The organism is Treponema vincentii F0403 (assembly GCF_000412995.1).
GTDB classification, from domain to species: Bacteria; Spirochaetota; Spirochaetia; order Treponematales; family Treponemataceae; genus Treponema; species Treponema vincentii.
This window is the reverse complement of the sequence record NZ_KE332512.1, coordinates 736,352-750,831: the sequence shown is the minus strand read 5'-3', so window position 1 is coordinate 750,831 and position 14,480 is coordinate 736,352. Positions and strand designations below refer to the sequence as shown.

At 46.9% G+C, this 14,480-nt stretch carries 8 protein-coding genes; 3 read left to right on the top strand and 5 right to left on the bottom strand.

What is annotated here, in order from left to right:
* Positions 1–75: 75 nt before the first annotated feature.
* The 3 genes from HMPREF1222_RS03350 to HMPREF1222_RS03340 all read left to right on the top strand — a co-directional run bounded on the left by HMPREF1222_RS03350 (position 76) and on the right by HMPREF1222_RS03340 (position 5,567).
* Positions 76–2,127 carry an InlB B-repeat-containing protein gene (locus tag HMPREF1222_RS03350; RefSeq protein WP_016518207.1) on the top strand — a complete coding sequence of 684 codons (2,052 nt, stop codon included), beginning with the start codon at positions 76–78 and terminating at the stop codon, positions 2,125–2,127.
* A 120-nt stretch (positions 2,128–2,247) separates the two neighbouring features.
* Positions 2,248–4,398: a tetratricopeptide repeat protein gene (locus HMPREF1222_RS03345; RefSeq protein WP_016518206.1), complete on the top strand. Its 2,151-nt coding sequence runs from the start codon at positions 2,248–2,250 to the stop codon at positions 4,396–4,398.
* Between the two features lie 83 nt (positions 4,399–4,481).
* Positions 4,482–5,567: an endonuclease/exonuclease/phosphatase family protein gene (locus tag HMPREF1222_RS03340; RefSeq protein WP_016518205.1), complete on the top strand. Its 1,086-nt coding sequence runs from the start codon at positions 4,482–4,484 to the stop codon at positions 5,565–5,567.
* 68 nt (positions 5,568–5,635) lie between these two features.
* Here the strand turns inward: HMPREF1222_RS03340 and HMPREF1222_RS03335 are convergent, their stop codons facing one another.
* From HMPREF1222_RS03335 to HMPREF1222_RS03315, 5 genes are all read right to left on the bottom strand, one after another.
* Positions 5,636–5,848 carry a DUF3791 domain-containing protein gene (locus HMPREF1222_RS03335; RefSeq protein WP_016518204.1) on the bottom strand — a complete coding sequence of 71 codons (213 nt, stop codon included), beginning with the start codon at positions 5,846–5,848 and terminating at the stop codon, positions 5,636–5,638.
* On the bottom strand, positions 5,842–6,342 hold the full coding sequence (locus tag HMPREF1222_RS03330) for a DUF3990 domain-containing protein (RefSeq protein ID WP_016518203.1): 501 nt from the start codon (positions 6,340–6,342) through the stop codon (positions 5,842–5,844). Before HMPREF1222_RS03330 ends, HMPREF1222_RS03335 begins: the two co-directional genes overlap by 7 nt.
* The gene (locus tag HMPREF1222_RS03325; protein WP_038076830.1) at positions 6,324–6,557 is read right to left on the bottom strand and encodes a DUF3791 domain-containing protein; all 234 of its coding nucleotides are present in this window, start codon (positions 6,555–6,557) and stop codon (positions 6,324–6,326) included. Before HMPREF1222_RS03325 ends, HMPREF1222_RS03330 begins: the two co-directional genes overlap by 19 nt.
* A gap of 20 nt (positions 6,558–6,577) precedes the next feature.
* Positions 6,578–8,191 (bottom strand): ATP-binding protein, encoded by a 1,614-nt coding sequence (locus HMPREF1222_RS03320; RefSeq protein ID WP_016518201.1) that lies wholly within the window; start codon positions 8,189–8,191, stop codon positions 6,578–6,580.
* Between the two features lie 75 nt (positions 8,192–8,266).
* Positions 8,267–14,476 (bottom strand): alpha-2-macroglobulin family protein, encoded by a 6,210-nt coding sequence (locus HMPREF1222_RS03315; protein WP_016518200.1) that lies wholly within the window; start codon positions 14,474–14,476, stop codon positions 8,267–8,269.
* Between the last annotated feature and the right edge of the window lie 4 nt (positions 14,477–14,480).

Here is a 14,480-nt window from a genome sequence, read left to right as displayed (position 1 = left end):
AAAAAAACTAATCATGCTTTTTTGCAGATGCACAAATATTTTATTCTTTTCATTTCATTTATTATGGAGGAAAAAATGAAATTCTTAAGACAAGCATCGCTGCTTCGATTATGTGCTGTTATCAGTATGATGGTGATGATGATGATCGGTATTGCCGGTTGTAAGCCCAAAGTCGCTCCGGCGGCAGTGTATTACACGATTACCTTGAAGGTCTCCGGTGCGGAGGGCGGCACGCTAAAAGCAATGATTAATCACAAACCGGTTGAAACGGGTTCTGAAACTAACATACCGGTATTGTCGGGAACAAAGATATCGCTGACGGCACACCCCCGTGAAGGATACAAAATAGAAGGGTGGACGGGTGTAACGGCAGGGAATACCGCTGCGGAATTAACTGCGGCAAAAGACAGTACCGTAAGCGTTATATTTGTAAAAAAAGACTATACTGTTATATTCGGTGTAAAGGATGATACCGGCGGAACACTTACAGCGACAGCTAACGGGAATCCGCTGACAAGCGGTAAGAAAGTTCCATACGGAACAATAGTAACCTTTACCGCAGTTCCGGAAAACACAGAAAACTATACGGTTGGTTCTTGGACAGGCATATCGGCAGGAGCAGGTGCTGCGACTACGGAAATGCTGATAACACGCGACAGCGAAGTGAGCGTTGAATTTATCAAAAAACCGGCAAACGGCGGTTCAACGCATCCATCAACACCATCTCAACCGCAAACACCGAATCCGTCTGAACAAACTCAAGAATGTACGCTTACCTTTAATGTGAAAAACAACATCGGCGGCACGCTCACCGCAACAGCGGGCAGTAAGACTTTAACAAGTAACGAGAAAGTGAAAGCCGGTACAAAAGTACGGTTTACCGCAAACCCGAAGAGTGCAGACGGTTATACGATCGGCGCATGGACCGGTATTGATGCAGCAGCCGGAACGGGCGCTGTTGAACTGATTATCACACAAGATGTAGCCGTTACTGTTGCATTTGTGAAAAATCCGCCGCCGCCCGTTCAAGAATATACTGTCAAGTTCAGCATAGCCGAACATGCGGAGGGCGGCACGCTCACCGCAACAGCGAACGGTAAGACTTTAACCAACAACGAGAAGGTAAAGGCCGGTACAAAAGTACGTTTTACCGCTACGCCGAAAACCGCTGACGGTTACGCGATCGGCGCATGGACCGGTACTGATACTCAAGCCGGAACGGGCGCTGTTGAACTGATTATCACACAAGATGTAACCGTTTCTGTTGCATTTGTAAAACGGCAATGCACCATTACATTTGGTGCAAGCGAAGGCGGTTCGATTTCCGCAACGGTAAAAATAGGAGAAAACACGGAAGAACTCCAGTCCGGCGGCACAGCGCCTTACGGTTCTTCCGTTACCTTTACAGCCATACCGGAGGACGGCTATGTATTTGACCGCTGGGAAGGGCTTACCTCTGCCTCAAGCGAGGAAACTGCAACCTATACGGTAACCAGCGACCGGTATGTAAAGGCGTATTTTAAGAGTGCTGCTTTGCCGTATTTGTCGGTAAATGAGCATGGAAGACTTTTTTATAAAGGAGATGCATCCCGAAAAGATGAAATATTAAAAGGACGAATCGTTATTCCTGAAAGTATGTATGGGATACCGGTTACCACTATCGTAGGATATACCTTTTCCAATTGTACCGAACTAACAGAAGTCGTGATTCCTCGAACCGTAATAACAATTGAACAATCTATGTGCCAAGGATGCACAAAGCTGAAGAAAGTTACCCTGCAAGGTGAAGCCGCAAATGCATTAACAACTATCGGTGAAAATGCATTCTATAACTGTTATTCATTGGAAGAAGTTCGGTTACCCAAAAATGTTAAACGTATTGATAGTCAAGCATTTGATAACTGCCGCTCTTTAACCATATATCTTCCTAGAACGATAGAACAAATATACTTTGTCGCATTCGGTAAAAGAGTGAAAGAGTCTAATTATGATACTTGTGTAAAAACGATATATGTTCCGTTAGGACATCGTTCTCGTATAGGAAGTCTCATAGACCACGGTATTTCAATTGGTGATTTTCCATCGAAAAAAATCAAAGAATACGACGACACCAAGCCAATCCCGTAAGGATAGGAGAATTTTTAGGGAGGGCATCTATTGCCGCAGCAGAAAGCAAGTAAATGCTGATGTGGCGGCAGTAGAGGAATGAGGAAGATAATAAAAATGATTTTCAAAAGGAGTTACAAAATGAACACATTCAAAAAGCTTGTTGCCGTGTGTGTGCTATGCCTAACGGCTATCGGCGTCTATGCACAAACGGTAAGAACACTGACGGAAGCGCAGAAAGAGCAGCTCATCACCGCATTGAACTATGTTGAGTTTTCAACGGCACAAATAAAAAAGCATCAAAACAGGATAGTTGTCGATAGAGAGTTTGACTTTGTCATTAATAAAATTAAACGGAATATCTTTATCGATCCGCGCTTGATCAATACATACAGTTCGTTACTGCAAAATTTAACGGAATTAAAATTGCAGGAAAACGAACGGGCATTTTATCAGAAGCAGGCGGAAAAACAACGCAAGCAGGCAATTTTTAATGCATTTCAAAGTTTCGGTTCGGTTTTTGTTCCCGGAAGGACACCGTTGCAAATGGTTGCCTCACTTGCTTATACGGGCACATCAGCCTTTTTCAATTATAAACGGGCGGTCAATTCCGTTGATAATGCATTGGATCAGCAGACGTTTAATATCGATCAAAATCAATTGAGAGTCATTGATGATCAACGAACACAGCTCTTTAATAACAGTACGGCACTCCTCAGTCAATATCGGCTAGATGAAAAAAGCTACACGCACGAAAACTTTATGGAAAAATTTATTACTGTTTTGCAGATGAGCGGTAATAAAGAAAAACTCAATAATTTGCGCGTGTTGGAAGAATCACACCGCTTTGATAATTTTCCGCCGTTCTGGTATGAACTTGGTTCCGCCTACCAAAATGACAATAATTATAGCGCTGCACGGAAAGCATACACAAAATTCGAACAGTTACAAAACAACACCATTATCACGTATGATAAATACTATGTTGAACTTGCAAAAAACATGATCAGTCTTATTGCTGGCAGCGGTTCAATGGAAGCAAAAAACAAACAGTTACGTGAGAATAAAAACGAAGTATACAAGTATCTTGCTATTATCGAAGAACAAACTTCACGGGAAAATACGTTTGACGTTATCGACAAAAACTATTACATGGCACAGATTTATTATGTGCTCGGCGATACGACAAAAGCGGTTAAAAGTTTGGAAGAAAATATCGGACTCGGCGATTCAGGAAAAGATTATCTTGGTAGTTCAAAATTCCTTTTAAAAATTATCAAAACGGAATTAGCATCCGAGAAAAACCATATCATTTATGATGTTGCAACAAAAGCGGAATTTATTACCTTTACTGCCGATCGTTTGCATAGAGCATTTGATAATGACAAAGGCTGTTTAGCAGATACGGTCAATTGGAAAACAGACGACGGTGCGCACTTGGAACTGGCAATTATAGGCAAGCCGGAAAAGAAAGAGCTGGTAAATGATTACATCTGCTTTACAATTCCCAACATGCTTGCAGCGGAATACCGTATTTCAGAAATAGAAATAAACGGAGAAAAAAAGAATGTAACGGCGATTCTATTTTCCAATAAAGGAAATGACTATCACACATACTGGTGCAATACGAAATGGAAGGATTTGAATCCTGATAAAAATTCGATTGCACTGATCCTAACAGATAAAAATACCGGTAAAACATTTTCATTGCGCTATACGGTAACATTCTCTACGGAGGGCGTTGTAATGCGGGCAGCGATGGGTTTAGGTCAGCTCGGTTCCGATATTCAATCTCAAGACGGAAATACAGCTGTTATCTTTGGAGAAAAACTACGCGATGGTAAATTTGAATTTAAGGATGATAAAACCTTGCAAAAGGAAGCGAAAAAAGCGGCAAAGAAAAAAGGACATGCATCGGAACAAGAGTATCTTATCAACATAAAAAAAGATTATCAATATCAGTTAAGAACAATTCTACAAGAGGCAGAAAAAGAAACATATAAGCATGATGATAAATATGTTGCCTTCAGTGCAAGTGTATACCGCTTTGACGCTCCGCCGTCATATTGGAAAGTTGATTGGTCGGATTGGACATTGTATGCTTCTGTTGCTGTAAGTCATATTTTATGGCTTCCTATATATGCGGGCAAGAATTATTTAACCGGAAATAAACGGCTCAACGATAAAACAGATACGTTTATCGTATTCTCGTTGGATACAATATCGGAGACAACCGGTAATGTGGTAACCGACTATAAATGTACGAAATTCATAGAAATTAAAAAACAATAGAAATGGTTAAAACGAGGTATATGTTGGGAAAAGACGAGTAGTAAATATCGCTCTTTTTCCAATATATTGGATAGGAAAAATGTATGAAAAAAATATTGCATCCTAAAAACATACTATTGCACAGTGTACCGTCCTATAAAAAATACCGCATGATTGCTGAAACTATCTATAAGCGTTTTCTATTGATATGCGGCATGCTGTGTGTATTACTGACAGCCTTTGCAGAAGAGATAGTCATCGGTTCTTGGAATATACAAGGCAATGGGCGAACATTCGCAGAGAAAGAAGCGCGAGAAGTAATTAAATTCGGTCAGTCTTTTGTACGGGATAAACATATCGATATCCTCGCCTTACAGGAAGTGATGTTAAACCTGCAAATCGATACCACTGCTTTTTTGAAGCAATTTGCTAAAGCTTTATCCGAACAAACAGGAGGTCAATGGGCGTATACATCCTCCGCAGAATATGCCTTACGAGGAGAAAAATGGGTAAAAGGAGAATATTACGCCTCGTGCAACAGCGACAGCGGTCTTGATAATGCCGTCTTGTATCGATCGGATAAACTCGTTGTTGAAGACCTCCACTCAGGCTATCCGTTCTATTTCGATAACTTTGATATATCGAAGTACAAAATGAGTATGAACCATACGAATATCTTAAAAATCTCGAATAGTAACAGCCGATTTTCGGATGTCAACTATTTCTATCTGATTAATACACATATGCCTTATAACAACAAAGAGAATAGAAAACGGGATATAGGAGTTTTACGCAAGATATGTGATAAACTGTATGAAATGGATGGATATTCCCCAATCTTTTTTTACGGAAGCACAAATACGGAAAATGAGAATATAAATCAAGACATCCAGATATTACCCTACAGCATCGTTGATGAAGGTGCTCCGATAATCCTTTGCGGAGATTTTAATACAGACTGTAACAACTTGTTAAAAAGACAGTCATATTTAACTTTCACCGGTTATGTTATCGAATGTTGTGAAACGACAACTCGCGGTCACAAACGATATGATCATTTTATTCTAAATAACGCTGCCAATAATTTGAAACTACAGGGAGGGCATAGATACAAACCTGAATCTTTCTTTGAAAAGAAGATTTCCGACCATGTACCGATTTTTATGTCGATTGATATAGGAAACTTCTAAACATTGAATCTTTTTGCGATATTCAATAATTTTTAGGATAATTGTATGGATGCAAGGTAACCGGCTCACTACTTCTTTTGTATATCTTCTGCCTTCAATTCCTCCGTAAGATAGTCATCGCTCATACAATGCATATCGGAAATGCCGTCTTTCATCAATTTATATGTTACCGAATGATAGAATTTTTGTAAGGCTGCATCTAAACCGATATGCTCTTTTTCGGCATACAGAGCGATAACCCGTGCATATTTTTTTTGCAGTAGAACAGGATGTGCTAACATATGCTATAAAATCCTTTGTACTGTAAGTACGTATCAATAATGGACTGTGTTTTAAAGCATATTTGCCAATTCGGTTTTTCGTATTGCAGCCGTTTCAGCGCTTCTGCTTTATCGATCAATCCGTCAAAAAAAAGTTCCACTGTATTAAATACCTTATCATTTGCAATTCCGCCTTCAATTATATCATATCGATTATAATCACTTGGCATAGTACCGGCTCTGCATTTCAAAATAAAATCAAGCCATGCTTCGGTATAGGATTCAAAAGAGAGAACAGCGCATCCTTTATAAACAGACACATCAAGTTCGTAGTATGAGATGATCCCGTTTTTCCGCCGCGTTGTATATTTTTCGCACCACTTTTTTGCTTGCTCATAAAACGGTGTGGTATAAAATCCCTTGCCGAAATCCACTCTAAGCCGCGAGTGCTCGATGTCAGGCTGAGCAATAATCCGATCAGAGCCGTGATACACGATTATACTTTTATCCCGCATTGATCCATCGCCTCAAGTATATCATTGATGATGTACTCTTTATCCTGAGTATGCAGTACATCATAATGCGCAACAATATAGTCATAGAGAAAACTGCTTGATTCTGCGAGCGCCGTATAGATATGCTCGGCATCCGTTTTTAAGCGGAGAGCAAGGTTCTCTATACAGAATATCGCAAATTCAAGTTCATCCGCGTTTTTAATTCGATCATTCATTTGTAACCCGCTATTGTTCATTACCCATTAGCTACCTGCCAATCCTTAATCGTACGTGTCTGCTCGTCAAACGAACTTCCTATCAGCACAATCTTCTTACCGTCCGTAAGATATTTTGCTGCATATTCTTTCTCTTTTATCTGATTGAGTGCGTCTTCCGCACTGCCGTTGCCGGTGAGCTTAAACTCAAAGAGGTAGATACTATCTGCAGTAGTAACCACGCAGTCAGCTCGTCCGGTCGAGCAATGCACCTCACTCTGCACAAACTGCCCCATCAGCGCAAAGACCAAATACACTGCCGTTTGATAGTTTTGTTCCCTCAGTTTCAGCTTTTCTTTCGGAAAATCATCATACGGTATACCTGCTATGATCGACCTCATCCGTTCCATAAAAGAGTCAACTTTCCCCTCACGGATGTCTTGTACAAACTGCCATACCGACTTGCCTGTATCACCGAGCGGTAAACTTGAATACGCAGGCAGTAGATTCTCTAAAAAGCCGTATCGTACTTCATCATTCGGAAAGCCGAGCTTATACAGCCGCGCTTCTTTGATATACCCTATAATCGTCAAATACCCTGATTGAAACAGAATAGGTAATGCATTTTCTGTCACTGCACGATACGTTTCCAACCCCGATTCATTGAGTTCGACATTACCGTCCAAATCCGGAATAAAATAATGAGCCTCTTTTAAGTAATTGACTAAAAAGGTCGGTGTCCCCGTACTGAACCAATAGTTGCCGAAATCCTTCGCCTTAAATGCGCTTAAAAGGCTGAAAGGGTTATACACATTCACACCGGCTTTTGCAAAGAGATACCCGTCATAGTGCTTCTTCAAGGCTGCAAGCGTTTTACTTCTCGTCAAACCTTCTGCTATACTCAATGCTTCTATCTCCGGCTCAAAGTTCTGCTCAAGTTCCTGTTCAGTAATGCCGCATATTCCTGCATAATCATTGCGCAGGCTGATATCTTCAAGGTTATTCAAATCACTGAAAATACTGATCTTGCTGAACTTGGTAACGCCGGTGAGGAAGGCAAAGCGGATATATTGATCGCAGGTTTTTATCACGGAGTAAAATGCTTTAAGGGTATTGCGATAGTGTTCGTTCAGTTCTTCATTTACACCCATGGTTTGCAGCAAGGGTTTATCGTACTCGTCTACGAGGATGACTACTTGCTTACCGGTTTGTTGGCAGGCTCGTGTAATAACACCTGCAAAACGGAGTGCAAAATTTTGTTCGGATGGTTCAACCCCATATAGTTTTTCCCATTTGCAGAGATGCCCATTCAGATTCATACCGAGCTCATCAGATTCTATATAGTTGCCTGTATTAAAATCCAGATACAATACCGGATATGCTTCCCATGCTGCCCGTTGTTCGAACTCCGCTTGTTCTTCCTCGGCTTTTTCAAGATACAGGTCTGTGAACAGCTCCTTTTGGCCAAGAAAATATGCTGCAAGTGTTGAAAGGAAAAGGCTTTTCCCAAACCGGCGCGGGCGGCTTAGGAAATAGACCTTTCCGTTATTTACCAGTCGAAAAATGTATTCCGTTTTATCAACATAGAGGAAATTTTTTTTCCGCAAATCTTTAAAGCTTTGTATGCCGACCGGCAGTTTCCGTGAAAAGTTCATATCGGTATTATAGCACGGTTACTGCCGTTCCGCAATTTACTCAGTCTGATACGTTTGCCTATCCTCCCATCACCATCACTTAATCACATAGAGTGTGCCGCTGCTCCGCCCGAAAATTTCGTTTTCGTACATACATTCGGCGGTTACGGGCGGGCACGGGAATATGCCGCGGCGGGCTGCGCGGAATTTAAAGCGTACCGTGCTGCCGCCTTTGTCCCAGATATTCCAGAAATACTGAACTTCGTTGTCGTATATTTGCTGCTTGCTTAAAGGCCGCCAATCAGTCCACGACTCTTCCGTATCTTCTTCCTCGTAATCGTTTGATGCGGTGGTAACGAAGGCTGCGTCTAAAATTTCTGCGCCTGACGGAATGGGCGCCCGCAATGCGACAAACGTATAGTCCTTTCCTGACGAGAGGCGGATTGCTATTTCGTAGGTTTTGCCGCTTTCGAGGGTGATCATCGAGCTGTTCTCCGAATCCGGCGTTACGATTTTATCTGCGGCGATGTCGCGGATAGTACAGGAAACGCCGAGTCCTTCGTCGCGCGGTTTCTGGCGTTCCTGCGGCAGTGCATACGCAAGCGAGGCTGTGTAGTAGAGCTGTCCCGTACCGGTTTTGGTAAAGCGTATCGGCAGCAGGGTATCCCGCTTTGCTCCCGACACCGGCTGTTCTTTAAAGGAGAACATTTGGAAAGCCGGTTTTGCTGCCACTCCTTTGAACGCCGCAGTGAGCAAGTCTCCGCCGGGCAGCGACGCCGCAGCGGTGAGGTCGGTAGCATCAAGCTGTGCATACTGAATATATTCATACACTGCTTCCAGTACGTGAGCGGTAGTTGCCGTATTTTGCCAATAACCGCCCTTTTGACGCTGGAGCAGGGTGTACAGCACTGCCCGTACCGCATCCTCGCGGCTATGATCGGGTGCCGCTTTTACTAAGCTCTGCAGAATAAGCGCCAAGTCGAGGGAAAGGTCATTCCCGTACCAGAAGCGGTAGCCCTGCTGCGGCGGTACCGCAAGCGATACGCTGCGGGTGGTAAAGCGGCAGGAGTTTATAATCCGCTCAGTGCACTTCGCCGCCTTTGCTGCATCTCCGGCGCGGTTCCGCTGCGTGTAGGTTAAGCTCAGCAATGCAAGGGCTGCAAGATCATTCGGCTGCGCGGTGTAGTCTTCCAGCTGAGGAATCACGCGCGTTTGGACTGCGGTTAAAATGCTGTCGTCAAAACCGGCGCCGTTCATCGCCAATACAAAGCAGGCGTATGCTTGGATATACGGCGAGAGTGCTTTCCTATTTGCAAGCAGCTGCGAGCGAATGTAGTCGGTGAGCCTTTTTGTATTGACGGCGATATCGTCGGGGGTGTATCCGCGCTGCTGTGCGGCGGCACAGATATGCGCAATCCGCAAGCTGACGTAAAAGTCCGTGTCCCAGCCGCCCGGCCAATAGGGGAAGCCGCCGTCGTCATGCTGCTCCCGTGCCCATGCCGCCATCGTCTTGGTAACCGTGTGCCGTACATTCGGTACCTTGCTTTTGAGCGAGAACACGTCGATGTAATTGTCAAACAATACGAGCGGCAGTACGCGGGCGGACTGCTGCTCCATGCAGAGGAACGGATAATCGAAGACATAATCGATGGCCGACGACAATGCGCCGAGCCCGCTCGAATCCAGCGTCAGGCTGAGCGATCCGGTGTTTGAATCCGCCATAGACGGAATAACGAGCCCTTCAGCCGCTTCGCTTTCGTTTTGCGCAATAGCGCCGGTTGCCGTTACGGTTTCAAAGACAAAGGGGCGTTCGATAACGAGCGGCTGAATCAGTTTTTCTTTGAGCGCATCGGAAGAAACGGTAAACACCGCCTCTACCGTGCCCGCCTTTACCGCTGCAATGTCAAAGTAGACCGCCGCCTGCTGTCCGCCTGCAACGGTAACCGTGTGCGTTGTCTCTCCGTCGATAAAGGCGGCTCCGCGGTGCGGTATGCCGACCGTAGAGGTATCCTGCCCCTGTCCATTTTTTTGACCGGCAGCATTTCCCGCGCTGCCTTGCTGACCGCCCTGTGCATCGGCAGCGGAATCATCCTGCGAGCCGGGTTCGCGGACTGAGGCGCTTACCGTAATGCTGTGAGCGCGGGTGTCCACATTGGAAATGAGGACGCCGCATTCCGCCGTATCCCGTTCACGGAGGCGGCGGGGCATAACCGGCAGGATGTTGACGGTGTTCTGCACGGTGATTTCTTCTTCGTGCAGGGCGAAGAGATCGGTATGCGCCCCGACCGCGGTAAGCCGGTAGCTGGTCAGCGTATCCGGCAACGTAAAGGTTGCCGTTACCCGCCCGTTTGCATCCGTCTTTAAGATGGGGATGAACACCGCGGTCGGATTAAAGTTGCTGCGTTCGGCTTCGTCTCCTTCTTTTCCACCGTCGGAATCGCCGCCTGCAAGCGCCTTTGCTTCCATCATAACGGGGTCCATCAGCCATGAACGGGAATCTCCGCCCATAACGCCGAGCCGGAAATTTTCGGGGTTATAAAAGAATTCAAGCGGATTCGGGACGTGATAGTCTATTAAGTCGAGCACGCCGCGGTCTACGGCAAGCAGGGTTAATTCCGCATTTGCTAAAGGCTTACCGCCTCGTGTCGCCGTCAGCGTAATCGTCGCCTGCTCTCCGGGCTTGTACACGGATTTATCCGCGGCAAGTTCAACGGAGAACGCTTTAACTCTGGTATTCACAAATACCGGCGTCATCCCGAAAATGCCCTTGGGTTTATCAAGATCGAGCTCACCGAGCTTGTGCTCAGGCTCCTTTGTCCGTACCGAGTATGACGACACCGCGACATAGACCACGGGGACATAGTTGCCCGCAACAGGAATTTCCAGTACCTGCGTATTCCCGCCGAGTTCCCTAATTTCTTCCGTAAAGATACCTTCCCGTTCCACCGTGATGAGGTATCTTCCCGCAGGGAGCGGACTTTCCATTAAAATACGGGCGGTGTCGCCGGGATTATACAGCGATTGATCGGGGGTAAGGCGCACGGCGTCTTCATAATCCCGATCCCAAAAGCTCGCTCCCGATCCGGTAACATAGAAGCGGTAATCGGTTTTGAACTTCCGCCCCGCGGTATCGGTACCGCTCATGCTCAAAATATATGAACCGGCATTTTTCGGCGTCAGCTGCACCGTTCCCTTCGCCGCGGGTTTTACGGTTGCCGTATGCTCGGTGATATTCTCTTTTTCGTAGTTTGAATAAATGCTTCCGCCCGCACCGCGTTCCTGCACGGGCTTCCAGTTTTCCCGGATCAGCTCAACGGTAAAATCTCCCGCGGCGAGCTTTGTGTCGGTAAGCGGATTGCCTTCGAGAGAAGCGAGGATGAACGGGAAGGTGAGCTTCTGCCCCTTTTGCGCAAAGCCGGTGAGGTTTTCAGGCCGCGCAAGCCCGACATAGAACGCCGCCGGATGTACCGTAACGGCATCCCGTGCGGAAATTTGCTGATTGCTTACGTCGGTTATCGAAGCTTCGGCAGTGTATCGATAAGGCAGGCCGACAATGCCTTCCGTAGCGGCGGCTTGACAGGAAAGTTCCGCCGTGCCGGCATTCGACAGAGTTCCCGAGAACGATGAAACGTGATCGATGCCGTAGCCTTCCACTCCGAATCGGTAGCCTTTTAATGCCGGATTCTGCGGCCGGAAAGAGGTGCCTTGACGCATCCAGCTTCCGCTATAGGAAGCCCTACCGAGCCCTCCGCCGGAAAGGTACGAGGCCGATACCGCCGCCGTAATCGTATCTCCCATAATGAGCGGCTGCTGCGGCAGAGCGACTTCCGCTTGGAATTTCAGTTTTTCAAAATAAGCGACGGTGATAAGGCATTCCTGCGGTTCGCTGTTTGTATCGTCCGCCCGCCGGTAGGTAAGGCTGTAGGAGCCGGGCGCCAAATCATCCGGCAAATCGAATGACCCCCAGAAACTGCCCGAACCGGTGCACGTACCTCCCTGCATCGCAACTTCGACGTCATCTCCTTCCCATGAATAGCCTGAGAGCGTCACGGTGTAGTCCCCCTCGTAAGGCGTGAAGGTACTGAACGTTTGCGTGCGGTCGATGCCTCTGAACGAAACTGTTTCTCCGGGCTTGTAGAGGCCTCTGTCGGAAAAGAGAAATGTCCGCTGCCGGGTTTCCGCTACCTCCTGCGGATAATACGCTGCGGAAACATCGAACCGCCACGGGCTGTGGGTGTGCGGATAGAACACTGCGCGGTCTCCGTCTTTTTCTACGAACACGGCGGTGTAACTTTCCGCATTGCGGAAAAAGCGGATGCTTTTGCTGCCGTAAGGAAGGACGGCAAGCCCTTCTTTATCGGTGGTGCCGGATGCAAAAGGATTTTGCGCACCTTCTTCGGGGCTGACAGCCGTATCGGCTTTATCGGTTTTTGCATCGTAAAGATACACGGAAGCTCCTTCCACCGGCTCTCCGGTGGAAAGCTTGGAAACCATCACGACGGTTTTATTCAGCGCGGCGCGGACGGTAATGCCGAGATCGGTTACCTGAACGGTTGACGTTCTGCGGCTTACATGCGGTTTTTTGTCCCGCTGCGAATAGGGTGGCAGCGTTACCGCCGTATCGATGCGGACAAAGCCCTTGCCGTTTTCAAGGTAAGGATCGAGGTCGGCAAGTTCAAACTGCCGTTTGTTCCGCACGGAGACGTCTAAGGTCTTTGCCTTTGAACTGTCGTACGCTTCTCCCCAAACAAGAAGATTAAGCGGATTATCGGTTTTTGCGACTGCGTAGTCCGACGGAGACAGGATGTTTTGATATTCAAACAGGTATTTATGCGGATACGCCGCTTCCAGCATCAGATGCCCCGAATCGTTGTACTGCACAAAGCTCGGTGCGTCGGGAATGGTAACCGTATAGGAAGCGGCGGAAGCGATGGCTCTGCCGTATATGTCTTTTATGCCGTTTTGCACGGTAACGGTGTATTTTTCTTGAGGAGACACCGGCAAGCTGTGAATCAGCACGGCCGGATTGTATGCCGAATTGAGCACCTCGATGTTCTTTTCATCGAATGCGAGCGGCGGATTTATGGAAATATTATTGAGTACGGTCTTTGTATCTACCGGATGTGAAAAACCGATCCTTATCGGGTTTGTGTATCCGTAGTCGTTATGATAAGCCGCCGCTCCCCGTGCGGTAAACGGTTTGAGAGTATGGTATCGCACGCTTGTAAGAGAGCCGTCCGGCCGTTTTGCCGCGACGGTAACCGTTGCGTTAAAGGGAATTTTTTCGCCGATTGTAACCAATACGTTGAAGTCGTTTTCCCCTTCGATGCGGGAGAGGGTGTAGCGGTAGGGAACGGCTTGTTTTCCCGCTTCCTGCACCGATACGGAGAGGATGGAAGACAGGTCTTCGGGGCGTACCGGATAATTGAAGCTGAGCTGTACATCGTTTGCCGCTTCCGGGATGAGGTTGTCGGTGTCGATCGGTATCCACCGGTCGGAGTTTTTCCGCAGCGTATAGCCGGGCTGCATGTACGTTATCCGCAGCGTTTCGCTGGTAATCTTAAATTGCTTTCTGCCTTCGATTTTTTTACCGTTGAGCGCCTGTACTTCGTCTTTAACCGTCATCGTGTATTCCTGTCCGGGTTTAAGACTTTCCTCCGGCTCAAAGGCAAGGTAACGCGAGCCGTACCAGCGGAATACTCCCTTTACGGCGGGGCTGATCGATAAGCAGGACGACTCCGCTGCCGGTTTTTCCAGAGCAGCGATCGCCTTAACCGGCAGCGAGAACACGACATACAACGAAGGGGCGGTTACCGCAGCGGGAATCTTGCCTTTCGGTCCCCAATCGGCAACCGTAAGCGCCCCGCCTTGCGGAAGGTCGATAGTTTCCGCGCCTTGCCGTGCATCCGAGGGGGAATCGGCATTGCCGGAACTTCCGTCTCCGCCGGCATCCTTAGGTTGAGCGCCGGTTTCCATTAATCGGGGCGTATAGGCGGTTTGGTATGCCGTTAGCGCCCGTACTCCGGGAATAACCGATGCGTCTTTTGCAGACGTCTGCGGCGCCGGAGCCTTAAAAGCCGGTATCTTTGCTTCTTGTTCGGGTTCGGGTGTTTCTATCGCATACTGCGGCAAAAACTGCTTTTCAAAATCCGAGAGCTTCGGATCGTCGTACTTGCTCTGCGTTTGTTCCTGCAGCTTTGCAATATACGCTTTTTGCTTTGCATCAGTTGAACCCGCACCTTTACCGCAGCCGCCGATAACGGCTGTCAAGGCTATGATCATTAAAACAATACCGGCTTTTTTCATTATA